Raw genomic sequence first — 25415 nt, 5'->3', positions numbered from 1 at the left:
GCAATAATTAAAATGGAAGGAATAATTGGTTATTCAACAATATTTAAGGCGAAGTTTTTATATTTCAATAGCATTAAACTGGTGTTAATATAACCTAATTTTTCATCATGAATAAATGAAAAGCTATTATGAAGTCCTCTATATTTATCCTTTAAAAGATAATCTCTGTAATCTTCGCCATAATTTACCAATAGTTTACCGAAATAATAACCTATATCAAAGCCTTTAAAAGCATATTCACCAGGCTCAAAACCATATTTATAGCGGTATTTTTTGATAAAAGTAATTACAGCACTGCTTTTGTAATCTATTTTATAAGATGAACTGATGATGGTATTCAGGTCTTGTAATTTCTCGGCAGGATAATTCTGTTTTACCCAGTTGGGGTGACCAAAAAGGTTAATGGCGTATCCTCCGGTTGGCAAATTCTTTAATTTATAAAGCTTTTCTACAGTTGGCAATACAAAAGCACGATCGGATGAGGTTACCACTACTACGTATTGCTTTCCTTTAATCATTTTGGTTTCAAAAGTATAAGCAGAAGCATATTCCTGTACAATAAATTTTCCGTTAGTCTGGAAATAGTTCCTGATTGGGGCTGCAAAAGCCTCATCTTCCGTTTTCTTTGGATTGATCAGCACCACAATGGTATTGGCTGGATTAAAGTTTTTGGCGATATAAGTACCGATCTTTTTCGCGTGCAAACCGATATTATTGACCACAGAAACAAGATTAGGATTGTTAAATTCCCCCGGATCAGTAGCAGCCAGCGGCGAAACAACAGTAGCGTTGTTTTCTTTGGCATAATTCGCTATATATTTCAAACCTTCGGGAAAAACAGGACCTATAATTAAATTGCTCTGTTTAAAGCGTTCGTTTTTGTAGAGGGTAGAGATGTGTGCATTATCATCCTGAGTATCAAAAACATTGAGTTTAAAGTTTAAACCCTGGGCCGCAGCAGAATCCAGACCTAATTTAAAACCCTGATAAAAATCGATGGGCATGGCATATTTTTCAATATCGGCCTTTGTAGCGGTTTTTAAGTTCAGTTCATCCAGTTTAAAAGGCACAAGTAATGAAACACTGGCCTGGGTAAACTTTTTGAAGGGCTTTTTATCTGCCGGTTTTTCCTTCTCGGCCGGTTTACTTGTTTCTGGCTTAGGCGTTCTCACTTTTGGCGAACAAGCACCCAAAACCAACATCAATAAAACTGGCAACCAGTAAACCTTTTTATAAATCATACCTATCGTTTTTAACAAAATATGCTAGCAAAGTTTATTCCACCTTGCTAGCATACTATTTATTTTATACAGTTTGAACTGAAAACTCCAAACTGAAAACTTGCAACTAAACTATTCCCACTCGATGGTTGCAGGCGGTTTAGAGCTGATATCGTACACTACCCTATTAATGCCTTTAACTTTATTGATGATTTCATTAGAGATTTTAGCCAGTACCGGATAAGGCAAGTGGCACCAATCTGCCGTCATACCATCTAATGATTCAACTGCTCTTAAGGCGATTACATTTTCGTAAGTTCGTTCATCGCCCATTACCCCAACAGATCTTACCGGCAAAAAGATTGCTCCTGCCTGCCACACCTGATCGTATAATCCGGCTTCTTTCAGGTTATCGATGTAAATTTTATCTGCATCCTGTAAAATCGCTACTTTTTCGGCAGTAACCTCACCAATAATACGGATACCTAAACCCGGCCCGGGGAAAGGGTGACGACCTAAGATAAATGATTCTAATCCTAAAGCAGTACCCACTCTTCTTACTTCGTCTTTAAATAAAGTTTTAAGTGGCTCTACTACTTTAAGTTTCATAAAATCCGGCAAACCACCAACATTATGGTGCGATTTAATGGTTGCCGAAGGACCTTTAACCGAAACCGACTCGATAATATCGGGATAGATAGTACCTTGCGCCAGCCATTTCACATCCTGGATCAGGTGTGATTCTTCGTCGAAAACTTCGATAAAAACACGGCCTATAATTTTACGTTTCTGTTCAGGATCTTCTACCCCGGCCAATTGACTTAAGAATTTATCTTTCGCATCAACACCTTTAATGTTCAATCCGAAATCCTTGTATTGTTCTAAAACACTTTCGTATTCGTTTTTACGCAATAAACCGTTATCAACAAATATACAGTGCAGGTTGGTACCGATGGCTTTATGTAAAAGTACCGCAGCAACGCTACTGTCAACACCGCCTGAAAGCGCTAAAACAACTTTATCATTACCCACAGTAGCCTGAATATCGGCAATGGTGGTTTCTACAAATGCAGAAGAAGTCCAGTCCTGGTTACAGCCACAGATATCAACCAGGAAATTTTCTAGAAGGATTTTTCCGTCAATACTGTGCGTTACTTCCGGGTGAAACTGGATGGCGTAAGTATCAGAATCTTTAATGTGGTAAGCGGCTACTTTTACGCTATCGGTACTGGCAATCAGCTCGAAATTTTCAGGGATATCAGTAATGGTATCACCATGGCTCATCCAAACCTGAGAACCCAGATTAATACCTTTGAATAATTTATTCTCCTGGTTTACAAAATTTAAGTTGGCGCGGCCATACTCGCGTGTTGAAGAAGGCTGAACCGAACCGCCAGAATGCTGGGCAATATATTGTGCACCATAGCAAACAGCCAATAATGGATATTTTAAATGGTATTTTGATAAATCAATCTGAGGAGCATCTTCCTGGCGGACAGAATAAGGACTACCTGAAAAGATAACACCTTTTACATCTTCGGTAATCTCAGGAAGATTGTTATATGGATATATTTCACAGTAAATATTTAGTTCGCGAACCCTGCGGGCAATGAGTTGTGTAAATTGCGAACCAAAATCGACGATAATGATTTTTTCTAGCATCCGCAAAGGTACCAATTAGATATGAGATTTGAGAGCGGAGATTTGAGATTTTTAGCAGTATGCGGAGAGTTTGAGCAGAGGGCATAGCAATAAGCGTTAGCGCTAGGCGTTTCGAGTCGATTAACCGATTGAAACAATTAACTGATTAACCAATAGAAGACTTGCAGGACTAATGAACCAGTGAATAATGATTACCAAACAACCTTTAAACCTGCCGATTGATATTTATTAATGTCTTCATCTTTGCTGATTAAAGTTATATTTTTTTGAATGGCTTGCCAAATAAGCATTCTATCAAAAGGATCTCTGTGCCAGGTGGCATTTAATTGATGATAATTAGCTACATCATCTGGTAAAAGAGGCAAAAGTTCGTAGCCAGCCTCGACTGCAAGTCCAGGTAAAGCATCCGGTACGATTCTTAAAATGTCAAGTTTATTCATCGAATGCTTTAAAGAAATTTCCCAAAAACTGATAGTACTTACAAGAATTGTGTTTTTCTTATTCTTTAAAATTTCTAAAGAGACATCTGAAAGCTTAGACGAATACATTAACGACCAAATTAGCACATGGGTATCTAACAGGTAAATCATAGGCCTAAAAATTCTTCTTCTGTAATTTTGAAATTATCTTTAAATATAATTTCAGCTTTCCCATCCAGCAGACCTATTTTACGTTGATTATTGCTTTCTTCTAAATCAGGAACAAAGTAACCAATAACTTCTTTTTTCCTCCCATAAGTTACTGCAATACCAATACCCGCTTTAACATCTTCAAGTACTTCAGAAAAATGAGCTTTAAATTCTCCAACCGACATTGTTTTCATAGTTAATAGTTTTATAATCAAAGATAAACAAAACTTGTCAAGTTGTCAAGATAGAATTTTATCGTGACTTAGTCGGAGTCAGGGATTCGAAAGACAAAGTCGGTTAATCTATTTGTTGACATTAAACAGTTTTCAATTTGCAGTTTACAGTTATAGATGGACGTCCCAGAAATAGATCCTGAATCAAGTTCAGGAGGACGGATTAAGTGGGAATTACAATACCGATTTAACAATTAACCCTATAAACAGTTATCAATTTGCATTTTAAAGTTACCAATAAACGAATAATCAATGAACCAATGACTAATGACCAATTAACCAATGACCACTAAAACCTTAAGATTCCATCAAATTCACTTCTACCCCAAACTTCCTTAAAAAATCTACACCCTCGTCGCTAGGCAAACCTTTGTAAGCGGCGTAAGATTTTGAATAATATACCAGTTTAATTCCTGATGATAAAATTAACCTTGCGCAGGCAATACAGGGCGATAAAGTGGTGTATAAGGTACAGCCTTCTATCTTCGATCCGTTTTTAGAAGCATAGAGGATGGCATTTTCTTCTGCATGTAAAGCTAAAGAACAACTTCCTTTACTATCTCGTGCACAGCCACGTTCGGGCCATTCCTCATCACAGTTATGCGTTCCGGCCGGTGGACCATTATAACCGATGGAAATAATCCGGGTATCTTTTGTTAATACTGCACCAACGTGGGCACGCACGCAATGCGAACGGGCAGCCAGATCGGTGGCAAGGTTCATAAATATAGAATCGAAACTTGGTTTATCTGTCATGTATAAAATCAAAAAAGCCACAGAGCATTAATCCCTGTGGCTACAAAAATACTTTATTAAAAATTAATGTCCGCCAGAAAGTTTCTTGTCGAAACTAATTCCCTGCGACCTCAAAATTCCACTTACTCTCCAGGCATAAAATGCTAAATAAGAGAAACAGATAATACCCACAACATAGCTGTATTGGATACCTGTAAATTCTGATACCGCACCCTGTGCCCAGCTGATGATACCACCACCCATAATCATCATGATCAAGAAGCTACTTCCCTGGCTGGTATGTTTACCTAAACCACTTACAGCCAAAGTAAAAATACAAGGCCATAATGTACTACAGAATAAGCCTACACTGGTAATGGCATAAACACTCGTCATACCGGTAGTAAACATGCCGATTAGCAACGCCGTAATACCTATTGCAGAGAAAATTAACAGCATACGGGCAGGATTTCCTTTACTTGCCATATCAGCTGCAATTAATACCAATATAATTAAACCATATACATAAAATGGAGCCAGATCATGTTTCGCAATTGCGTTAACCGCTAAAAAGATTCCGAATGCCAGATAAGGAGCAATAAACCTTAATATTTTTTGTGTACTCACATTATCGGTGAAAGCCTCAACAGCACCGGTCCACCGCCCGATCATCATACTCGCCCAGTATAAGGAGATGTAAGGCGCAATATCTTTAATGGCAAAGCCAAGGTCTTTTTCCATGTAAGCAGGTAAATTACTTGCAGTTGATACCTCAACACCTACGTAAACAAAAATTGCAATCATACCCAAAACCAATTGCGGATATTTCAATGCTGAGCCCTTAATCGATTTAGTATCTTCTGCTGAAGCTTCAACCAAAGTTGGTCGATCAGGTAATGAAGATAATTTTAAGAAAACTGCAACAGCGATAAAGGCTACACCTAAAATTAAATAAGGAATTTTAACACTTTCGATACTGATATCGGTACTTGCATTTGCAGCAGAACCAAAAATGGCAAAACTCACAATAAGCGGACCTATTGTTGTACCGAAGTTATTAATACCACCGGCCAAAGTTAAACGCTGCGAACCTGTTGTAATTGGCCCTAATGCTATAGCCAGAGGATTGGCTACCGTTTGTTGCAATGAAAAACCCAGTGCAACAATAAATAAGCCCGAAAGCATTAAAGGAAATGAGTGCAGGTTAGCCGCCGGATAAAATAATAGAGTTCCAAGAGCAGAAATAACCAAGCCTAAGGCCAACGAATTTTTATAGCCCAGTTTGTTTACGATATCTTGTCCGATGATAACAGAAATACCATTATAAATTAACGCGCCTACAGTATAAGCAATGTAAAATGCTAATGAAACCAACTGACTTTCGGCCTGGGATAAATCAAAAGCTTTTTTAAATACCGGTATTAGGATATCATTACTGGCGGCCACAAAGCCCCAAAAAAAGAATACCGTGACCAAGGGAATAAACTGCCCCCACTTGGTTTGTGTTTGTTCTGAACTCATTTTTAAAATTTAGTTTTAGTGGCTCTAAACATAAATAAAAAAAAATGAAAACCACTAAATTTTATACAACCCGTGCAACAAAAATAAATGTTATATGTTTAGGTATAAAATTGCATATTCGCATATTATAAACAATACAATGCATGTTTGAAGCCATATTACTAGGAATAGGAGCAGGGATTATTTCGTCGTTTTTAACAGGGCCGGTATTTTTTGCAATGATCAAAACCAGCATAGAGAGAGGCTTCAAAGCTGGTTTTTCTTTAGCCATAGGAGTGATTATCAGTGATGTAATCTTAATTGGCCTGGTCCTTTTCGGCAGCCAGTTTTTCGATTATAAAGCAGAATTTGATAAATATGTAGGCTCCATCGGGGGCCTCTTTTTATTAGCAGTAGGTATCTATTACCTGGTTTCCAAAATAACGGTACATTACGATAGCTCAACCTTACAAAAAGTGAGTAAACGGGGTTATGTAATAAAGGGATTTCTGATGTGCATCCTCACCCCTTCTACCCTCATGTTCTGGATTATTGTTAGCGGAATCATCTCTGTAAAGCTCAACAACATGTTAAACGAAAAGTTGGTCTGCTTTTTTATTGCCATGGCTACCCAATTGGCTATCGATGGCGCAAAGAGTTTTTACTCCAGCAAACTCCGTTATAAAATAAAAGAAGATGCGCTGAAAAAACTCAATAAAATTGCAGGAGTTGTCATCATATTCTTCGCCATTTGGCTTATCGTTAAAACTTATCTGAAATTTTACGCATAATACATTGCGTTTCTATCCTCGATGTTTTAGGTAGTGAAGTACTTTTTTTGAAAAGCAGGTGCAGTACAACTATTATCGTTAGTCCTGCCAATGCTGCAAGTCCTCGGCAAATGAAGAATTTGCCTCCGGGCTTTCCGCGAATGTCAGGTTTAGACAGGAGAAGTAAGCAACATTAAATAAAGATGAAAACCTGCTTTGTCTTTTGTAGTTAAAAATTAAAAATATAACCGCGCATTTGTCACGCTGAGCGTAGTTGAAGGGCATCCTTCCTCTGTGAAAACTCAGTTTACCCGGTGATAAAAATGAGCGCAAAAAAATAGCCCATATTACTATGAGCTACTTTTTATTCAAAATATTTTAGGGATTAATAAGCCCTTTGGTTATTTCCTTCTTTCCAGTTAACAAAAGCTTTGTTTACCACTTTGTTACCGCCTGGGGTTGGATAATTTCCGGAGAAATACCAGTCACCTTTATTTTTCGGACAAGCCTCATGCAAGTTCTCTAAACTTTGGTAAATTACTTCAACCTCTGCAACAGTACCTTTTGGGGTAATAATCTGCGCAATTTTGGCCGAAATTTCTTCCGGAGTAAATGGTTTATAAATTTCTTTAACGTGGTTTACAATTTCCTCTTTCGGTAAAAGTAACGAAGCTTTACATTTGGTGTAAACATCTTCAATTACCTGCCACATGCCACGCTCAGTTAACAACTGAATAGCCGCATCAAAAGCCACAAACTGCCCCATTCTGCTCATATCGATGCCATAACAATCAGGGTAACGAATCTGAGGTGCAGAAGAAACAATAATGATCTTTTTAGGGTGCAAACGATCCACAATTTTAATGATACTCTGCTTTAAGGTAGTACCACGAACAATAGAATCGTCTAAAGCAACTAAAGTATCCTGGTGATTGTTAATAATACCATAAGTAGTATCATAAACGTGTGCCACCATTTCACTACGATCGGCATCCTGAGTGATGAAAGTTCTCAGTTTTACATCTTTTACCGCCAGTTTTTCAACGCGAGGAGCAAGCGACAATAAGTTGTCTAATTGCTCGTCTGTTAACTGCTCTTTGCGGTGTAAAAGGGTTTCTTTCTGGTGGTTACGTACATAACGTTGTACCCCATCAACCATCCCAAAAAATGCCACTTCAGCTGTATTCGGGATAAAAGAGAATACCGTATTTTTTAAATCGTAATTAACCGCTTTAAGGATTTTATCGCTTAATAAACGGCCAAGCTGTTTACGCTCGCGGTAAATCTCCACATCACTTCCTTTCGAGAAATAGATGCGTTCGAATGAGCAAGATAACCTTTCGGTAGGCTCGCGGAACTGCTCCATGCTCACCTCACCATTTTTCTTAATGATTAAAGCATGACCCGGATCGATCTCTTTAACATCTTTAAACTGGATATTAAATGCAGTTTGTAAAGCTGGCCTTTCGGAAGCCGCTACTACAATCTCATCGTCATAATAATAATATGCCGGACGGATACCTGCCGGATCGCGCATAATAAACGAATCGCCATTACCCACCATACCACAGATAGAATAACCTCCATCCCAGGTTTTGGCCGAGCGGCGCAGAATATTCGCAATATCAAGGTTGTCAGATATTTTGTGCGTAATCGCAACGTTATCGTGTCCTTCTTTTTTGTAATGATCAAAAAGCTCCTGGTTTTCATCGTCTAAAAAGTGGCCGATTTTTTCCAGTACCGTTACGGTATCTGCTTTTTCTTTTGGATGCTGCCCTAACTCGTACAATTGCTCCAATAACTCATCAACATTGGTCATGTTAAAGTTACCTGCAATTACCAGGTTACGCGTCATCCAGTTGTTTTGCCTTAAGAAAGGGTGGCAATTTTCAATACTGTTTTTACCATGTGTACCATAACGCAAATGGCCCATTAACACCTCGCCGATAAAGCTTACGTTGTTTTTGAGCCATTCTGTATCCTGCATTAATTCAGGTGTATTTTCCTGGATATCAACAAATTTGTTCTGTACATATTCGAAGATATCCGCTACCGCATTTGATGCCATGCTCCGGTATCGGCTAATGTACCTACTGCCCGGTTTCATATCCAGCTTAATGGTGGCAATGCCTGCGCCATCCTGGCCCCGGTTATGCTGTTTCTCCATTAAAAGGTATAATTTGTTAAGGCCGTAAAGTGCTGTACCGTACTTTTGCTGGTAGTAAGAAAGTGGTTTTAACAGGCGAATAAAAGCGATTCCGCATTCGTGTTTTATCTGATCACTCATTGTGTGGGTTTGAAGCCGCAAAGTTATCCTTTTAAACCATTACAACCTAAACAAAAATGTTTTCTTTTAAGATGATGAGTTTAAGCTGACAGATGTGTCAAATGTACGTTGAACTGCCTTTCTTACTTAGAATCGTGTATTATTAATTAGAATCTTTCTAAATAATTTGCATAGTTAGTGTAAAATTAACACTTTTGCGCTATTATTAAGATTTAGTCTAAATTGAAGAAACTTTACACATCCTTATTATTCTTTTTTATTTGCTTCACTGCGCTGGCGCAAATAAGAAACGTTGTGGTCGGAAAAGTAACCGACCCGCAGAACAAGCCCTTAGAACTTGTTAACATTAAAATTGTAGAAACCAACCAGTATGCCGTAACCGATAAAAACGGTTTATTCAGGGTAAATGGAACAGAAACCAACAACATTTTAACGTTGGAATTCTCGTTCATTGGTTTTCAAAGGTTAAGGTTACCGTTAACCGTAAAAGAAGGCGAAACCAATTTGGGCAATATTGCTTTAAAAGTGCTTGATTTAAGTTTGGAGAATATTGAGATTAATGCCAAGAGAAATTACACGGGCCAAACCAACTCATCATTAATCATTACGAGAGATTTAATTGAACAAACACCGGCTTTGAGTGTAAACGATTTATTAAACCAGATTCCGAATAGAAAAATTCAGCCGCCATCTTTACAATCGGTACAAAACCTTAACCTCAGGTCTGCCTATGAGCTGACTACTACAGGTAAAGGTGCATTTGAACTGAACAATGCATTTGGTATAGCCATTGTAATGGATGGAAACGTGATCAGCAATGATGCCAACATGCAAAGTTATAATCCATTGAAAACAGGTGTTAGCGGATCATTTGTTAGGGGTTCGTACACCAATTTTGGTTTAAAAGGAGCTGATAGCCCATCTATAAATGGTTTTCCTGTTACAAGTTATTCTGGCGATTATACATTTGGAGGTACCGATTTAAGACAAATCCCGGCAGATAATATTGAAAGTATAGAAATTATTGCTGGGGTTGCTCCTGTAAAATATGGCAACTTAACCGATGGTGCTGTAATTATTGAGCGCCAGGCAGGTAAATCGCCGGCTTATGTTCGCATGCAATTGAGGGATAATGCAACATCCTATAGTTTTTCAAAAGGTTTTCAGTTACCCCCTAAACTCGGTGCCCTTAATGTAGGTGTAAATTATGTCAATTCATTTCAGGACAACAGGGATAAATTAAAAGCTTACCGACGTGTAAATACCAACGCCATGTGGACAAATAGCTTTGGTACGGCCAAACAATTAAAAAATACACTGAGCGTAGATTACGGCAAAAACTTGGATGGCATTAAACAGGATCCTGACGACCCGAAGAGTACAAAAACCCGGTTTGATAGCTGGAACTTTAGTGTAGCCAACCGTAGTAATTACCGCTTTGGAAATGGTTTTTTGAAAAACGTAGGTTTAAACCTGAGGTATTCGGAAGGGCACCAGGTAAGTTACGAGGAACAATTGATTAATGAAGCATTTGTTGCCTATACTACAGCAACAACTACTGGTATCCACGAAGGAACTTACGACACGGGAGTTTATACAGCAAAATCATTGATTGATGGTAGACCGATTACCGCTAATGCAAACCTGGATTTTACCGGAGGATTTGAAACCGGTAATCTTGTTCATAATATCTCGTTCGGTGGAAGTTTTAGTTATAGCGCTAATAAAGGTTTAGGGCAAACCATAGATCCTAATGAACCACGGAGCGGAACAAAGGTTGTAACTACATCTTTATCGACCACGAGTTCGGAAAGGTTTTATGACTATAGATTGGCCTTGGCACAAAAAAATCTTGGTTTTTATATTGAAGATGTATTCACAACCAAAATATGGAAAAAACCCTTAAATGTAAGGGCCGGTGTAAGATCAGACCTTCAAAATGGATATGGTTCATTTGCTCCACGAACAAATATTAATTATGAACTGAACAAAAATATACGTTTAGGACTTGCTTATGGTTTATCGTTTAAAGCACCAGGACTTGCCCAACTGTACCCTGGGCCAACATTTTATGAAATCCCTTTACTAAGTGCTTATAATGGAAAAGTTAACGAAAGTACATATCTGGTTTATGTAGATCGTTTTGTTCCAACTGCTGCGAACCTGAAACCATCTAAGAGCGAAAGTATAGAGTTATCAGCCCAGATTAAATTGGATAAATTCAACTTATCGCTTACTGCATTCAATAAAAAATCAAGAGATGGTATAAATACTTCGCAAAATATGCTGGCAGTACTTTTACCAACTTATACAGCAACCTTAAACCCAGGGGCAAAGCCAACTATTACAGAAAATGGCAGCAAATACTATGCAGTTAACCATTACGAATTTAAAAACGATCTTTCTTCAGATAATCAGGGTTTTGAGATGATATTGAGTACCCCTGAAATAAAATCGTTAAAAACATCATTTAATGTTAGCAGTGGCCTGTTTGCCACAAGATATGGTTCAAAATCGAACACAATTACAAGCAAAATACCTACAACAATATCAACCGATCCTAATTATGCTTTTTTTGGTGTTTATGAACCTTTAAACAAGCGGACTTATTACAGCAATGGCCGTATCACAAGCATTACACATATACCAAAATTGAGTTTAGTAATACAATTTGTTGCCGAATTTGACCTGTTAAGTAAAACAGTGCAAGAGGAAAGTTCGAGGATTCCGATCGGCTATTATACAAGAGACAATAGGTACATCGCTATATCAAATTTCGATAAAGGTAATACATCTTATGGCCATTTGTACATCACACCACAAGAGCAAACAGAAAATGATCTACCAAAAATCATCTCAAACTATCACTTCAGCATTGCCAAAGAAATTAAAAAGCGGTTCAAATTCGCCTTTAATGTTTACAATATATTTAATTATCAACCTTATTATATCAGTGGCACTACCTACAGATTTCCAAATAGTGCTCCAACATTCGGTGCAGAATTATCATTAAAACTATAATAATCCGTGATATGAAAAAATTATTAATATTTCTTCTTTCGGCAATCGTTATTTCCGGATGTAAAAAAAATCAGGAGCCGGAGATAAAACCTGTTGATCTCAAAATAGCAACTAAATATGCTTCAGATGAGATTGGGAAAAAACTGCCCTTATTGGATATAAAAATCGATATAAAAAATATCAATACCAACGTATCCCAAACATTAAAAACAGATGCAACCGGTACGGCATCGCTTTCGGGTATCGCCCAGGGCAAATATGATATTAGCGCAAGCATTACCATTTCTGCTGCTAGCTACACCAGTTTAACCGGCGAAATCGTTGATAAACCAATAATATTTAATGCTTCGAGTAAAAATCTTACCATTACCCAAAGCAATGCGGGCAACATCCAGCTTAACCTGGTATCGGGCACCATAGGCAACTGGCTTATCAAACAAATTTATTATGCCGGTTCCAATACAACTACGGGAGCAAGTTTCCGCGATCAGTTTATTGAAATTTACAACAATACGGACTCTGTACTTTATGCCGACAGCTTATATATCGGCGAATTAACAGGAAAACAGAACTACACAGGCTCGACCTATTATACCCAACCTAATGGACAGTATGATTGGAATAAATCGCAGAACATGCCATCCAATGTAGATGCAAACAATGATTACATTTATCCCCGGGCCCTGTTAATGATCCCCGGAACAGGAAAACAATATCCTGTTCAGCCGGGTAAAAGTATTGTAATTGCACAAACAGCCATCAATCATAAAGCGCCTTTTACAGGTAGCGATGGTAAAACAATTACGGTACGGGATCCTTCGTTAACCATCGATTTAAGCGGTGCTGATTTTGAAGCTTACTATGCTCCATTTCTAGCTAAACCTCTTGCTTCTGATGTAGACAATCCTGCGGTACCAAATGTTGAAGTACTATCTTACTTTGGTACAGATTTAATTTTGGATGCACCAGGCAGAACAGGTTATGCCATATTTAAAGGCGATGGTATTACCGAAGTTAAAAAATTACCTCAATTCCCTTACCCAACTATTGCTTTGCCATCATCAGGAGCAGATAAATATTATCAGATTCCGAACAAACTGATTATTGATGCCGTAGAAATACAACCAAGTACAGCTTCGGCAAGGGTGCCAAAAAAACTGGTGGCTTCATTAGATGCAGGCTACACTTATGTGCCCAATAGTTCTTACAGTTCTCAATCTGTAATCAGAAAAACAGCCGCAACAGAAAACGGCAGGATCATTTTAAAAGATACAAACAATTCTTCTGAAGATTTTGATTATTTCACATTAGCCAACCCAAGAGGATTTAAATAACTATAAATACCTAACCGATTTTTTATCAATGATCGGTTAATCAATATACAAGATGAAAAAAATATTTTTATTATGGTTGTCCACACACTGTTTATGTTCAGTAGTTTTTGCCCAGCACATAGATACATCTGCAACCAATATCAGTTTAAAAAACAAATTATTTAATATTGATTCAGTTTCATTTAACGGATATGAATTTGCCAAAAACTCTCCTTTTAATATTAATGATTTAATGCCTGCCAAATACAGTTCTATTAATTTAGGCTACGTTTACGCTAAAGGGACTTTAATGGCTGCACAGGATGCGAGTAAGTTTAACTCAATGTTTTTAAAAACCGAAGGTATTACCAAACTAAAGCAATTAAATCTTTGGGGCTCTTTCAGCTATACAAAAACATTTGAGGATAGCACTATTTATAACCACCAAACCAGAAATACCCCTACAGCACCTTATTATTTTGGATCCCCAATCAACTCAAGTTACGAACGGGTTGTTTATAACCTAAAAACACTTGCAGAAAAGAATTTAATCAATAAAAATTTGCCCATCGGTGTCGGTGCAGATTATAGGATAGGAAATCACTTCTCTACAAATGATCCAAGGGGTTCGGTTAATGACTTTCAGTTAAATTTAGTTGGAACCCTGGGTTATACTTTCTTCGATCAGCTAAAAATAGGTGCAGCATATCGCTATGGATATGGTCAGGAGCGATTTAATATTGCCTATAAATCTACAAGCTACTCCCAGGTTACGCTACTCCCTGCATATTATAATTATTTGATTGAAGGTTATGGTGAGGCATATATAAAAACTACGGCCATGGGTTATAAAGACGATCAAAAACGCAGTGGAATAGATGGATATTTAAACTTCACCAAATCAATGTTTGGAGATTTTTATTTTACGTATGCCTATTTAAATGAGAAACAAAGATTTTTAGATACCAGCAGCGAAGGTTTTACTTATTTTGATGACTTTGACCTAAAAACAAATACATTTTCTTTATTATGGCTAAAGCATTTAAAGAATAGTAAATTTTCTGCAGTTGTTAGTTATGCCAATACTGAAGGTAAAGATTTAAACTACGTTTATATGGCCAATAACTATATATACAACCACAATAGTTTATCGTTAAAAACCAATTTATCAGTTAACAACAACAACAACATCTATAATTATTTTATCAACACAAACCAATACGAAGAGCAAAGGAAAGATGGTTTAACAGGCAATGACGTTCAATACAATAGGTTGGATTTACATGTTGGATTTGGCTATAATAGAATAATTAAAAACAACAATATTTTAGGTTTTAGCTTAACAGGAATTTACAATATACCGTTAAATAATTACTTTAACATACCAGCTGTCAACATCGGTCAATTTACGCAAAGAGTAATTTATTTTGATTATATCTATAACACTTCGACCAGGCTTGGAGGAAGCCTTACAGCAGATTATAGCTTTAAAGTATTTAATGAGATTCAGGCTGGGCTAAAAGCTAGTGCCACCTATTTAAACAAGGAAAAGGTAAAAGACAATAATTTTACTTACAGCCCCGGCAAAGATCGTTTTTCTTCCAATATCAGCTTAAACCTGTATTTTTAGCCCATGAATAAAATTTTTGCCCTTCTTGCTCTTGCCCTTACCGGATTAATCCTGTTTTCTTTTCAATCAGCAGATTTTAATAACGACGATGAACTGAGCATAGATAGCCTCCGCAAAGTTTATTCAAAACCTACCGATCAATGGCCAAAACCAACGGTAGATAAAGGTGCAGTTTTTCAGGAACTGGGCGAACTTCCACCCTCTCCTGTTGATCTTAAAAACGATTCGGTAAAGAATGTAGTAGAGCTGGGTAAAATTTTATTTTTTGATCCGCGTTTATCGGGTTCCAACCAGATTTCGTGCTCCAGTTGCCACGCACCAGATTTACATTGGACGGATGGCCGCCAGGTTTCAATCGGGCACGATCATTTGGCCAATATCCGCAATGCACCATCTTTAGAGAATGTTTGGTTTTACAAACGCCTGTTTTGGGATGGCCGGGCTACAAATTTAGAAGAGCAAGCCGGAAGTCCGGTGGCGGCACATAACGAGATGCACCAGGACATGAAAGCCTTATCTAAAAAACTCAGCAAGATTAAAGGTTATCAGCCTTATTTTAAGTCTGCCTTTGGTTCAAAAGAAATTACCAATAAAAGAATCTTCGAAAGCCTGGCCACTTTTCAACGCAGTATTGTAAGCAGAAGAACACCTTTTGATCGTTTCCTGGCGAAAGATAAAAAAGCCCTGACCGACCAACAGCTGATGGGCCTGCATTTATTCCGCACCAAGGCACGCTGTATTAATTGCCACAACGGACCATTTTTTACGGATAACGAATTTCATAACGATGGCTTAACCTATTTTGGCCGTAAATATGAGGATTTAGGTTTGTATAATGTTACCAAGAAACCTGAAGATGTGGGCAAATTTAAAACGCCAGGTTTGAGAAACGTAATGAAAACCGCTCCATGGTTCCACAATGGTTTATTCCCTGATATGGATGGTGTGATGAATATGTACAATGTGGGCATGCCGGTACAACGCGTAAAACCGGAGCAGGTTAATGATCCTTTATTGCCAAAGAACGATAAATTACTAAAAGGCCTTAAATTGAGTATTGCAGAAAAAGATGCCGTTGTTGCATTTTTAGAGGCCTTGTCTTCGCCCACCGTTCTTGTTCGTGTAGAGAAATTGCCGGAGTAAACAGTTTGAAGTTTGTCGTTGAGCGTTTGGAGTAGATTTAGCCGATTTTAAGGCATAATGACTTAGAAACCTTGCACCACGGACGGCTGTAAAATCATGAGCTGGCAGTAACAATTCAGCAATTTTAACCATTGTTTCAGTTAACAATTAACCGATTAACCGTTCTCAGCAATTAACCACATCTACATTTTACCCGATTTCAGCGCTTCACCGAAAAATATCGAGGCGTGCTCATCGAAAGCAATTGGATCACCGCTGGTGTAGAAATGCCTTTCACCATTTCTGGCCAGTTTTTCTTCTATCTCAGGATGTCTTGCCAAATAATCGATCAAGCTATCAGCAACAATTTCCCCTTGCGTTAGCACGTTGATATGATCTGGAAATACCTTTTTCAGTTTGGGCATTAACAGCGGATAATGGGTACAGGCCAGCAGAACACAATCAATATCTTTGGATTGACACAATAACTGATCGCAATACTCATTGATAAAAAAATCTGCTCCTGATTGTAAATGTTCATTATTCTCGATCAGCGGTACCCACATCGGGCAGCTTTGTTGATACACCTTAATTTCAGGAAAAAATTTATTGATCTCTAACAGATAGGATTGCGAATTAACCGTTCCCCGGGTGCCCATTACACCAACCTGTTTACTTTGGGTATAGCTATCGATTACTTCGGCCGTAGGCCTGATTACGCCCAGCACCCTCCTATCTGGATATTTAACAGGAAGATCTTTCTGCTGGATTGTCCTTAAAGCCTTTGCAGAGGCTGTATTGCAGGCGAGAATGACCAAACGGCATCCCTTTGCAAAGAGCCATTCCACGCATTCTAAAGTATATTTATAAATGGTATCGAAAGAATGATCGCCATAGGGCGAACGCGCATTATCACCTAAGTAGATATAATTATAACCGGGCAATTTATCGGCTATCGAACGGAATACCGTTAAACCACCATAACCGGAATCGAAAATACCTATAGGCGAAGCGTTTTGCATGGGTTGATGTTAAAAAGTTGGAATGTTGTAAAGTTAGGTTGAAAAGTTGAAATGTTGGTGTTGTTGGAAAGTTTAAACGTTGGTATAGTTGAAATGTTTTAATGGCATTATGAATAAAACTTTTAAACCTTTCAACCTTAAAACATCTTTCGGACAAAACCTTCCAATCTTTAAACTTTTCAACCTTAAAACACCCTGAATGGAACCTCCCAATCTTTAAACTCCTCTATAAAAAAAGCGGAACTAAGATAAACTTAATTCCGCTTTATATCTTGAATTGGTAAGGAGACTGATGACTCCTAACTCACTACTCACGACTACTTTTTAGGTGCAGCTGGTTTTGCAGCAGTAGCAGTGATTCCTAATTTAGTTTTAACTGAACCAGTGATATCATCACCACCTTCCCAGAAAACCAAATTGTTACCACCTTGTCCGTTTGCGATATCGAAAACGTAAGCTAAACCTTTTTCTTTAGCTACAGCAGAAATTGCAGTTGCAACTTTAGCCTGGATTGGCTGGAACAACTCACCTTGTTTTGTACCTATATCCTGTGAAGCTTTAGTACGTGCATCAGTGATGCGTTTTTCAAGATCCTGTAATTCCTGTCCGGCAACCTGTAACTCTTTTCCTACAGTTTCTTTGTTAGCTTCGCTCAAAGTTTTTTCTTTAGCCTGAGCAGCTGACAATTTGGTCTGATATTCTTTGATCATTGCATCAATATCAGCTTGTTTTTGTTTACCTAAGGTTTCTAAAGTTGTTTGAGCTGCTTTAGCCTCTGGTAAATTTGCGAATACCTCTTCAGAATTAATGTGACCCAATTTTTGTTGTGCACTTGCCATATTCGCTGTAAACATTAAACCTGCTGCTACAAAGAATACGTTAATTAACTTTCTCATCGTTCTATTTTACTTTTTTATTTTTTTCTAATTGTTTTTTCTAAAAATCAGGGGCGAATATACTAATTATTTACAGTCCCTGGCTTGTAACCTAATTTTACAATTACATCATTACTAACGTCGTAACTGCTGCTTGCATAAATCATCATGGTAGCTTCACTACTCTTGTCGAAAATGAAATCTAAGTATTTGGATTTTGCAATTTGTTTAATGGCTTCAGCCACTTTATCCTGAATGGGCTTAATTAATTTGGCTCTGCTTTGAAAAAGATCACCATCGGGGCCAAATTTAGAACGTTGAAATTCTTTAGCCTGTTTTTCTTTCTCGATGATTTCGTTTTCACGGCGCTTGCGCATATCATCTGTTAATAAAACCTGATCTGCCTGATAAGCTTTATACATCCTGTCGATTTCAGAAAAGTTCTGATCAACCTGTTGCTGCCATTGTTTAGAGGCTACATCGAGTTGACTTAATGCCGATTTATATTCTGGCAAATGTTTTAAGATATACTCGGTGTCTACATAAGCAAACTTCTGTGCAAAGGCACCAATAGAAGTGCAAAGCAGCAATGCGATAAAAAGATATTTCTTCATTTTTGTGTGTATTAATGATAATTAATAACCTAAGCTTTCTTTAAACTCATCTTGCAACGATTTATTGCATAATTAGTTATTTTTTTGTTCTTTATCAATTAAAATCCACCTAATTGTTGTGCGATACTAAAAGTAAAGTTTTGCTTTCCTCCATCTGCAACTCCAGGGATCCTGTCAAATGCATGTCCGTAATCGATACCTAATAAACCAAATATCGGTAAGAAAATACGGGCACCTACACCAACTGATCTCCTAACGTTAAAAGGATTAAAATCACCAAATCTGTTCCAGGTGTTACCCGCCTCAGCAAAGGCTAAAACAAATGCGGTAGCCTGCTGACTTGCAATTACCGGATAACGCGCCTCTAATACATATTTGGTGTAAATCGGGCTACCAGACTGCTGCGCAATACTTGGATCAGAACCATTTGGAATAACGGTGTTGTTTGCATAACCACGCATAGCGATCAGCTCAGAACCCTGTAAGAAATCAAATCCCTGCATACCATCACCACCCAGTTTGAAACGCTCGAATGCTGACTGGCCCACTGCTTTGTTGTATTGACCTAAGAAACCAAATTGCGCCTGTGCTTTTACTACTAAGTTACCAGCAACACGTTGGTACCACTGCGAATCGAATTTCCATTTGTGGTATTCGGTAAAGCGGTATTTTTCCCTGTCGGATGCCGTAGCGTAATTCACTTTGTTAAACAATGAATATGGTGGCGTAGCCTGAATAGTAAAACGTAAGAACGATCCTGATTTAGGGAAGATTGGCGAATCCCTTGAATCGCGGCTGATTTCTTGCGATAAACTTAAGTTATAAGAAGTACCGGTGTTAAATAAATAACCGGTATAGTTATTTAAGATATATTGTTGCAAACTCACCGCGTGGGTTAACTGGAAATAGTTATCCGGCCAGTTTAACCTTCTGCCTAAACTAACGGTTACACCATTTAAACGGATTTTTTGAAAAGCTGCATCACCATTACTTAAACCGTTTGATTGTAATGAGGTAAATGCACTTACACCAAAGCTAACCGGTTTCTCGCCACCAAACCAGGGTTGTGAGAAGGAGAAACTGTACGATTGGTAATATTTACCGTTGGTTTGTCCACGTAAACTTAATTTCTGTCCGTCGCCTTTTGGCAAAGGTTTGTAAGCTTTTAAGTTAAACAGGTTACGTAATGAGAAGTTGTTAAAGGTTAAGCCCAGTGTACCAATGATACGGCCACCACCAAAACCACCTGATAACTCAATCTGATCTGAAGGTTTTTCTTCTACTGCATATTCGATATCTACAGTACCATCGGCCGGATTAGGGCGAGGCGTAGGAACCGTTTTAGATTCATCAAAGTTACCCAACTGACCAATCTCACGGATGGTACGGATCAAATCACTTTTGTTAAATTTTTGTCCCGGTTTAGTACGGATCTCACGCAAAACCACTTTATCATTGGTAATGGTGTTACCTTTTAAAGTAATGCGGTTGTTGGTGTACTGCGGACCTTCATACATGCGTAACTCCACATCAACGGTGTCGCCGTAAATTTTGGTCTGTACCGGATCGATGTTAAAAGTTAAGTATCCGTTATCGGTGTACATACTGTTAATGTCGCCACCGTTTTCGCCACCACCGTTTAATTTTTTGTTTAATCTTTCTTCACTAAAAACATCACCTTTTTCGATGGTTAATACTTTCTGTAAAATACTATCCGGGTAAATGGCATTACCAGCCCAGGTGATGTTACCGAAATAATATTTTTTACCTTCATAAAGGTCCATCCTGATGTTAACCTTCTTTTTATTGTACTGGTAGATAGTATCTTTTAATAATTCAGCATCACGGTAACCTTTTTCATGCATTTTAGCAATCATTTTTACCTTATTTTCTTCATATTTCTCTTTTGAGAATTTTCCGGAACCATAAAAACGCCACCAGGTAAACTGTTTAGGGTTTTTAAGGTATTTTCTAAGTTTTGCTGCTTTAAAATCTTTGTTACCGGTAAAATCGATATGCTGAACTTTAACACGGTGACCTTTATCAATATAGGCTTCTAACACCACACTGTTTTCGGCATTTGGATCTTTACGGGTTTTATAATCAATTTTGGTAAAGAAAAAGCCTTTATCCAACAGGTACTTTTTAACAATGGCTGAAGTTGTGTTGTATAAGTTATCGTTTACGATTTTACCGGTTTTATCATTCAGTTTTTCCTGAATGGCGGTTTTTTCAGATTTACGAACACCTTTTAAATCGATGGAGCTTAAACGCGGACGTTCTACTACTTCGATTTCGAAGTAAACAGAATCCTGAACAAATTTTTGGATATTAAGTTTAACATCATCAAACAATCCCTGCGCCCAAAGCGTTTTAATTGCATCGGAAGTTGCTTCGCCAGGAAGAACGATTTTATCGCCCTTGGTTAATTTAGATAGTGTAATTAAAACTTCTTTATCTAAATATTGGGTTCCTGTTACTGTGGTACCACCGATGATATATTCTTTTGGACTAAAATAATCGAGATCTAAGCCACCAACCTTTAAAGAAGGGGTTGCCGGTGCCTGACCTTGTGGACGTACTTGAGCGAAGGCCGGAGCGGCTAAAACTAGTAGAATTAAAACTTGAAATATTCTTTTCATTAAAATAATTTGTTCAGTAATGGCCACGAAGGTAACAATGTTTTATAAAGCAAATTTTTCTTTATTGTGTTTCCCTTATTATGGTTTCATTTATCGTATAAAAGTGGTGCTAAGTTAGTTTAAACGCTTGTTAAAAAGTGTTAAAAGAAAAATTAGTTTAATTGTTCACTAATTTTGCCAAAACGGCGTTCGCGTTTTTGATAGTCTACAATAGCCTCGAAAAGATCCTCACGTCTGAAATCCGGCCATAAAACATCGGTAAAATAAAACTCTGTATAAGCCATTTGCCAAAGCAGATAATTGCTGATCCGATGCTCTCCGCTGGTCCTGATCATCAACTCCGGATCGGGTATATTTACGGTGGTGAGTTTAGACGAAAACAGGTTTTCATCAATATCATCTAACGATATCGCATTATCTTTTACAGCTGATGCTATTTTTTTGGCCGCCTCTATAATTTCCCATTTTGCACTATAACTTAATGCCAGTGTTAGTGTACATTTCTCGTTATGGGCCGTTTTTTCCATGGCTTCTTTCAAATCATCAATACACTCCTGCGGTAAAGATGCAATGTTGCCAATCGCGTTAAGCTTAATGTTGTTTTTATTAAGTGTTTCGGTTTCTTTATTGATGGTGGAGATAAGAATCTGCATCAAAGCATCCACTTCTTCTTTAGGCCGGTTCCAGTTTTCGGTAGAAAATGCATATAAAGTTAAGTACTCGATACCTACTTCCACGCAGCCTTCTACAATGTCTTTCACAGAAAGTACACCTTGTTCATGGCCAAAAACCCTCACTTTACCCTGGCCTTTCGCCCATCTTCCATTACCGTCCATGATTACGGCAATGTGCTTTGGCAGGCGGCTATAGTCTATTTGTTCTTTAAATCCCATTAATTATGTCAAAATCAGCTTAAAAGGAATAGCATTTTGAGGATACAAAGGTAAAAGATATGCCAACACTAACAAATAGATAAGTGTCCCTTTTTCGAAAATCGCCTCTTTGTGTGCCTGGCTGTCCAATTTGATAACGTGAAGGATCGGATAAATTCACCTGATTCTGGCCATTTCCAACAAATACGGGATTAACCGGATAGCGGCCGCTTACATCATCAATATAATCGGTAGAAGGTGTTCTGTAACCCAGTTCGGTAAAAACACTCCAGGTATCTTTATAATTATACCTTAAGCCCAGGCCATATGGAATGGTTAAAACTGCATTTTTATAGCCGTTTTCCTGCCCCTCAGTAGCCAGGCGATCTAACCGGTACCGCTCGCCGTTTACTTTTACAGTTGGTTTAAATACCAGTAAACCCACCCCGGTGAAGAGGTATGGCGTAAATTGCCTCGTTCCGCCACCAAGGTTGAAATTAAAAAAATTAAAATCCACCAGTCCGCTAAATTCGTTCAATGAAGTTCTAAAACGCAGGTTCCGCTCACGGAACTGCTCACTGCTCGAATAGGAATCATCAGCTTTTACCTCTCCATAGGTATAATTTAAACGAACACCCAGGTATTGGTTAAAATTCCGCTTCACATAAGCCCCGCCAGATAAACCACTAATATATAAAGGATTGTTTTGATTGAGATCACCAATATAACCTGCCCCACCAGCCATCAGCCCAACTTCCCAGGAGGGTTCGCCTATAGGTGCACGCTGTGCATGGACAAGCTGCCCGCTAAAGAAGAAAAAGAGGATAATGAATAGCTGTTTGCCTGGCGTCATACTTAGTAGTTACGGGTATCAATGCCCCATAATAATTTATTCCTTAACGTGTTTAAGTACGTTTCATTGTTAAGGCGGATCAGATTTATGCAAAAATCGGCTTTTTTGATGCTGATTTTAACCGAACGCTCTACTGTTACCGTGCGGCTATCGCAGGAAACGAGGAATTTCGATTCCCTGGCTTCTACCTCAAAAGAGAGGGTGTTGCCATCAGGAACCACTACCGGCCTAACATTTAAATTATGTGGTGCAATGGGCGTAATTACAAAGTTTTTGGAATCGGGGTAAATAATCGGCCCGCCGCAGCTTAGTGAATAAGCGGTAGATCCTGTTGGGGTGGCAATAATCAATCCATCTGCCCAGTAAGAATTAATAAACTCACCGTTCATGGAGGCATGGATAATCATCATGGCCGAATTATCGCGTCGGTGGATCGTAATATCGTTCAAAGCAAAGTTTTCTTCGCCAAATAAGCCATTATCCGATTCTAAAGTTAATAACGAGCGGGAATCTAAAGTATATTCGCCATTGCTCAAGGCCTTTAATGCCTGTCCGATTTCATTTTTATTGATACTCGCCAGAAAACCCAAACGGCCAAAATTAATCCCGATTACGGGGATCCCAGAATTGCGGATTAGCGATAATGTATCTAACAAGGTCCCATCACCACCCAGGCTCAGCAATACATCAGCATGGTCTTTAAGCTCGGCGTGGTCATGAAAAATAAGGGTATTTGAGGGCAGTTTGATTTTGCCGTGAAGGGATGTCTTAAATTTAGAATATAAAACGGGTTGGATATGATGTTCGGCAAAATGATCAAAAACCTCCTGAACATAGGGCAAAACCGTATCATTAAAATCTCTCCCGTAAATTGCAATCCTCATAAAGCAGGTTTATACATTTAAATAATTCATGAAAGAATCGTAACGCTCCTGCGACCCATCATCAATCTGTGTGTTATTATATACTTCTTTAACGAGGTAATCGTACCTTTCGAAAGAAGCTACCAATGAAGTAATTTCTGTTTTATTTACTTTGAGCGTTACTTCTAAACGTGTAGAATCTTCGAAAGCGTTTACGTAAGAAGAGAGTACCTGTGCATTATCGGCTTCAACAATCTGAGCGATGTGCGCAAGTGAATTATCACGGTTGCTGATTTCGAGCACAATAATTCCACCGGGTTCATTTACGGCGTATTGTTCTGCTACGGCATTAACCATATTATTGATGGAAATTAAGCCTACATAATTTTTCTGTTGATCCAGTACCGGAACAGCAGTAAGTTTTAACTGGCTCAACAGCCTGATTACATCATAAGTATGTGCATTGTTGAGCACAAAAACATTAAGTGTATTTACGGCAGCATCACTTAAAAGGGTATCGTGATCAGGGATATTTAATAAATCATCTTCAGAAACCAAACCCAGCAAAGTAGCCTCGTTAACTACCGGCAAATGCTTTAGTTTAAAATCGTTCATGCGATCTAAAGCTTTTTGCACCGTGTCAGCGGTTCTTAATGATGGAATTGCATCTGATATGATTTCTGCAGCAAACATTATTTCAATAATATCCTATCTAAAAATTTATCTAAAAAGGTATTAAATATTTCGGGATGTTCCATCATAGGCGCATGCCCGCATTTATCTACCCAGTTTAATTCAGAATTTGGCAACAACTGGTGAAATTCTTCTGCCACTTCCGGTGGGGTAACTTTATCGTTTTTTCCCCAGATCAATGATACAGGGATGGTAATTTTTGAAAGTTCTTTGGCCATGTTGTGGCGGATTGCCGATTTAGCCATGGTTAAAATCCTGATTACCCTCGAGCGGTCGTTAACGGTTTTAAATACGTCATCAACCAGTTCTTTGGTTGCCGTTGCCGGATCGTAAAAAGTAAATTCTACTTTTTCTTTGATGTAATCGTAACTCTCCCTGCGCGGAAAAGAACCCCCAAAAGCATTTTCGTATAAGCCCGAACTTCCGGTGAGTACCAGGGCTTTTACAAATTCCTGATGTGCAACTGTAAATACCAGTCCAACGTGGCCACCAAGCGAATTGCCTACAAGCACTACCTGGTTTAAATTTTTATATTTTAAAAAACGGTGAATGTACCTGGATAAAGCCTTTACACCGAGGGTTAAAATAGGCAGATCATAAATGGGTAAAATCGGGATAATTACACGGTAACGGTCTTTAAAGTGCTCTATAACAAGCTCCCAGTTACTTAGTTCGCCCATTAAGCCGTGCAGCAATACCAGTGTCTCGCCTTTTCCAGCTTCGATGTATTTAAATCCGTCTTCTTCTATTATCGGGTAAGTCATATATATTTAGATGGTATTGTGCTACTAAGTTAGTAGAGTAAAATTAAATTTATGCATTTCTATGCCATTTTTCTGAAATAAAATCGAAAACGGTA

The 25415-nt window shown here is 38.2% G+C and carries 21 protein-coding genes; 5 read left to right on the top strand and 16 right to left on the bottom strand.

Annotated elements, in window-relative coordinates:
• Positions 1 to 29: 29 nt before the first annotated feature.
• The 6 genes from ACTJKC_RS14485 to ACTJKC_RS14460 all read right to left on the bottom strand — a co-directional run bounded on the left by ACTJKC_RS14485 (position 30) and on the right by ACTJKC_RS14460 (position 6000).
• The gene (locus tag ACTJKC_RS14485) at positions 30 to 1241 is read right to left on the bottom strand and encodes an ABC transporter substrate-binding protein (RefSeq protein WP_440792909.1); all 1212 of its coding nucleotides are present in this window, start codon (positions 1239 to 1241) and stop codon (positions 30 to 32) included.
• Between the two features lie 111 nt (positions 1242 to 1352).
• A complete protein-coding gene (gene guaA / locus ACTJKC_RS14480; RefSeq protein WP_440792907.1) occupies positions 1353 to 2882 on the bottom strand; it encodes a glutamine-hydrolyzing GMP synthase in 1530 nt (509 codons plus the stop codon).
• Positions 2883 to 3073: 191 nt separating this feature from the next.
• Positions 3074 to 3472, bottom strand: a complete 399-nt coding sequence (locus ACTJKC_RS14475) for a type II toxin-antitoxin system VapC family toxin (RefSeq protein ID WP_440792905.1) — start codon at positions 3470 to 3472, stop codon at positions 3074 to 3076.
• Positions 3469 to 3705 carry a type II toxin-antitoxin system Phd/YefM family antitoxin gene (locus tag ACTJKC_RS14470; RefSeq protein WP_113950660.1) on the bottom strand — a complete coding sequence of 79 codons (237 nt, stop codon included), beginning with the start codon at positions 3703 to 3705 and terminating at the stop codon, positions 3469 to 3471. The genes ACTJKC_RS14475 and ACTJKC_RS14470 overlap by 4 nt, the downstream gene beginning before the upstream one ends.
• Positions 3706 to 4041: 336 nt before the next feature.
• Complete coding sequence (locus ACTJKC_RS14465) at positions 4042 to 4500, bottom strand: deoxycytidylate deaminase (protein WP_440792903.1); 459 nt, start codon at positions 4498 to 4500, stop codon at positions 4042 to 4044.
• A gap of 63 nt (positions 4501 to 4563) precedes the next feature.
• A complete protein-coding gene (locus ACTJKC_RS14460; protein WP_440792901.1) occupies positions 4564 to 6000 on the bottom strand; it encodes an MFS transporter in 1437 nt (478 codons plus the stop codon).
• A gap of 143 nt (positions 6001 to 6143) precedes the next feature.
• Between ACTJKC_RS14460 and ACTJKC_RS14455 the strand changes: the two genes are divergently transcribed.
• A complete protein-coding gene (locus ACTJKC_RS14455) occupies positions 6144 to 6770 on the top strand; it encodes a LysE family translocator (RefSeq protein ID WP_344853069.1) in 627 nt (208 codons plus the stop codon).
• A gap of 364 nt (positions 6771 to 7134) precedes the next feature.
• Here ACTJKC_RS14455 and ACTJKC_RS14450 read toward each other — a convergent pair whose 3' ends face one another.
• Positions 7135 to 9036, bottom strand: a complete 1902-nt coding sequence (locus tag ACTJKC_RS14450) for an amidophosphoribosyltransferase (protein WP_440792898.1) — start codon at positions 9034 to 9036, stop codon at positions 7135 to 7137.
• Between the two features lie 294 nt (positions 9037 to 9330).
• Between ACTJKC_RS14450 and ACTJKC_RS14445 the strand changes: the two genes are divergently transcribed.
• From ACTJKC_RS14445 to ACTJKC_RS14430, 4 genes are read left to right on the top strand one after another with little or no spacing between them, the layout of a single operon-like run.
• A complete protein-coding gene (locus tag ACTJKC_RS14445; protein WP_440792896.1) occupies positions 9331 to 12057 on the top strand; it encodes a TonB-dependent receptor domain-containing protein in 2727 nt (908 codons plus the stop codon).
• A gap of 11 nt (positions 12058 to 12068) precedes the next feature.
• Complete coding sequence (locus ACTJKC_RS14440; RefSeq protein WP_440792894.1) at positions 12069 to 13391, top strand: DUF4876 domain-containing protein; 1323 nt, start codon at positions 12069 to 12071, stop codon at positions 13389 to 13391.
• 52 nt (positions 13392 to 13443) lie between these two features.
• The gene (locus ACTJKC_RS14435) at positions 13444 to 15000 is read left to right on the top strand and encodes a DUF6850 family outer membrane beta-barrel protein (protein ID WP_440792893.1); all 1557 of its coding nucleotides are present in this window, start codon (positions 13444 to 13446) and stop codon (positions 14998 to 15000) included.
• Between the two features lie 3 nt (positions 15001 to 15003).
• Complete coding sequence (locus tag ACTJKC_RS14430; protein ID WP_440792891.1) at positions 15004 to 16143, top strand: cytochrome-c peroxidase; 1140 nt, start codon at positions 15004 to 15006, stop codon at positions 16141 to 16143.
• Positions 16144 to 16325: 182 nt separating this feature from the next.
• On the opposite strand, the gene murI is transcribed toward ACTJKC_RS14430, so the two are convergent.
• From murI to ACTJKC_RS14385, 9 genes are all read right to left on the bottom strand, one after another.
• A complete protein-coding gene (gene murI / locus ACTJKC_RS14425) occupies positions 16326 to 17144 on the bottom strand; it encodes a glutamate racemase (RefSeq protein ID WP_440792889.1) in 819 nt (272 codons plus the stop codon).
• A 317-nt stretch (positions 17145 to 17461) separates the two neighbouring features.
• Positions 17462 to 18040 carry an OmpH family outer membrane protein gene (locus tag ACTJKC_RS14420; RefSeq protein WP_344853059.1) on the bottom strand — a complete coding sequence of 193 codons (579 nt, stop codon included), beginning with the start codon at positions 18038 to 18040 and terminating at the stop codon, positions 17462 to 17464.
• A gap of 62 nt (positions 18041 to 18102) precedes the next feature.
• Complete coding sequence (locus tag ACTJKC_RS14415; protein ID WP_344853058.1) at positions 18103 to 18633, bottom strand: OmpH family outer membrane protein; 531 nt, start codon at positions 18631 to 18633, stop codon at positions 18103 to 18105.
• Positions 18634 to 18731: 98 nt separating this feature from the next.
• Positions 18732 to 21275 (bottom strand): outer membrane protein assembly factor BamA, encoded by a 2544-nt coding sequence (gene bamA / locus ACTJKC_RS14410; protein ID WP_440792886.1) that lies wholly within the window; start codon positions 21273 to 21275, stop codon positions 18732 to 18734.
• Positions 21276 to 21427: 152 nt separating this feature from the next.
• Positions 21428 to 22168 (bottom strand): isoprenyl transferase, encoded by a 741-nt coding sequence (locus tag ACTJKC_RS14405; RefSeq protein WP_344853056.1) that lies wholly within the window; start codon positions 22166 to 22168, stop codon positions 21428 to 21430.
• Between the two features lie 19 nt (positions 22169 to 22187).
• Positions 22188 to 23000 (bottom strand): DUF6089 family protein, encoded by an 813-nt coding sequence (locus tag ACTJKC_RS14400; RefSeq protein ID WP_344853055.1) that lies wholly within the window; start codon positions 22998 to 23000, stop codon positions 22188 to 22190.
• A gap of 2 nt (positions 23001 to 23002) precedes the next feature.
• Entirely contained in the window at positions 23003 to 23884 is an 882-nt protein-coding gene (locus ACTJKC_RS14395; RefSeq protein ID WP_440792883.1) for an NAD kinase, read from the bottom strand.
• A 9-nt stretch (positions 23885 to 23893) separates the two neighbouring features.
• Positions 23894 to 24556 carry a CBS domain-containing protein gene (locus ACTJKC_RS14390; RefSeq protein ID WP_344853053.1) on the bottom strand — a complete coding sequence of 221 codons (663 nt, stop codon included), beginning with the start codon at positions 24554 to 24556 and terminating at the stop codon, positions 23894 to 23896.
• Positions 24556 to 25320, bottom strand: a complete 765-nt coding sequence (locus tag ACTJKC_RS14385; protein WP_344853052.1) for an alpha/beta fold hydrolase — start codon at positions 25318 to 25320, stop codon at positions 24556 to 24558. Before ACTJKC_RS14385 ends, ACTJKC_RS14390 begins: the two co-directional genes overlap by 1 nt.
• Positions 25321 to 25415 lie beyond the last annotated feature (95 nt).

Origin of the sequence: Pedobacter sp. 22226 (assembly GCF_052045455.1) — a bacterium.
In the GTDB taxonomy this organism is placed as follows: Bacteria; Bacteroidota; Bacteroidia; order Sphingobacteriales; family Sphingobacteriaceae; genus Pedobacter; species Pedobacter jeongneungensis.
This window is presented reverse-complemented; position numbering and strand designations above follow the sequence as displayed.

Bases quoted from the DNA above. Each gene is read 5' to 3' on its own strand.
- ACTJKC_RS14395 (WP_440792883.1), bottom strand. From the start codon at position 23,884: ATGAGGATTGCAATTTACGGGAGAGATTTTAATGATACGGTTTTGCCC.
- bamA (WP_440792886.1), bottom strand. From the start codon at position 21,275: ATGAAAAGAATATTTCAAGTTTTAATTCTACTAGTTTTAGCCGCTCCG.
- guaA (WP_440792907.1), bottom strand. From the start codon at position 2,882: ATGCTAGAAAAAATCATTATCGTCGATTTTGGTTCGCAATTTACACAA.
- ACTJKC_RS14390 (WP_344853053.1), bottom strand. From the start codon at position 24,556: ATGTTTGCTGCAGAAATCATATCAGATGCAATTCCATCATTAAGAACC.
- ACTJKC_RS14470 (WP_113950660.1), bottom strand. From the start codon at position 3,705: ATGAAAACAATGTCGGTTGGAGAATTTAAAGCTCATTTTTCTGAAGTA.
- ACTJKC_RS14385 (WP_344853052.1), bottom strand. From the start codon at position 25,320: ATGACTTACCCGATAATAGAAGAAGACGGATTTAAATACATCGAAGCT.
- ACTJKC_RS14430 (WP_440792891.1), top strand. From the start codon at position 15,004: ATGAATAAAATTTTTGCCCTTCTTGCTCTTGCCCTTACCGGATTAATC.
- murI (WP_440792889.1), bottom strand. From the start codon at position 17,144: ATGCAAAACGCTTCGCCTATAGGTATTTTCGATTCCGGTTATGGTGGT.
- ACTJKC_RS14405 (WP_344853056.1), bottom strand. From the start codon at position 22,168: ATGGGATTTAAAGAACAAATAGACTATAGCCGCCTGCCAAAGCACATT.
- ACTJKC_RS14415 (WP_344853058.1), bottom strand. From the start codon at position 18,633: ATGAAGAAATATCTTTTTATCGCATTGCTGCTTTGCACTTCTATTGGT.
- ACTJKC_RS14440 (WP_440792894.1), top strand. From the start codon at position 12,069: ATGAAAAAATTATTAATATTTCTTCTTTCGGCAATCGTTATTTCCGGA.
- ACTJKC_RS14460 (WP_440792901.1), bottom strand. From the start codon at position 6,000: ATGAGTTCAGAACAAACACAAACCAAGTGGGGGCAGTTTATTCCCTTG.
- ACTJKC_RS14420 (WP_344853059.1), bottom strand. From the start codon at position 18,040: ATGAGAAAGTTAATTAACGTATTCTTTGTAGCAGCAGGTTTAATGTTT.
- ACTJKC_RS14475 (WP_440792905.1), bottom strand. From the start codon at position 3,472: ATGATTTACCTGTTAGATACCCATGTGCTAATTTGGTCGTTAATGTAT.
- ACTJKC_RS14455 (WP_344853069.1), top strand. From the start codon at position 6,144: ATGTTTGAAGCCATATTACTAGGAATAGGAGCAGGGATTATTTCGTCG.
- ACTJKC_RS14465 (WP_440792903.1), bottom strand. From the start codon at position 4,500: ATGACAGATAAACCAAGTTTCGATTCTATATTTATGAACCTTGCCACC.
- ACTJKC_RS14485 (WP_440792909.1), bottom strand. From the start codon at position 1,241: ATGATTTATAAAAAGGTTTACTGGTTGCCAGTTTTATTGATGTTGGTT.
- ACTJKC_RS14435 (WP_440792893.1), top strand. From the start codon at position 13,444: ATGAAAAAAATATTTTTATTATGGTTGTCCACACACTGTTTATGTTCA.
- ACTJKC_RS14450 (WP_440792898.1), bottom strand. From the start codon at position 9,036: ATGAGTGATCAGATAAAACACGAATGCGGAATCGCTTTTATTCGCCTG.
- ACTJKC_RS14400 (WP_344853055.1), bottom strand. From the start codon at position 23,000: ATGACGCCAGGCAAACAGCTATTCATTATCCTCTTTTTCTTCTTTAGC.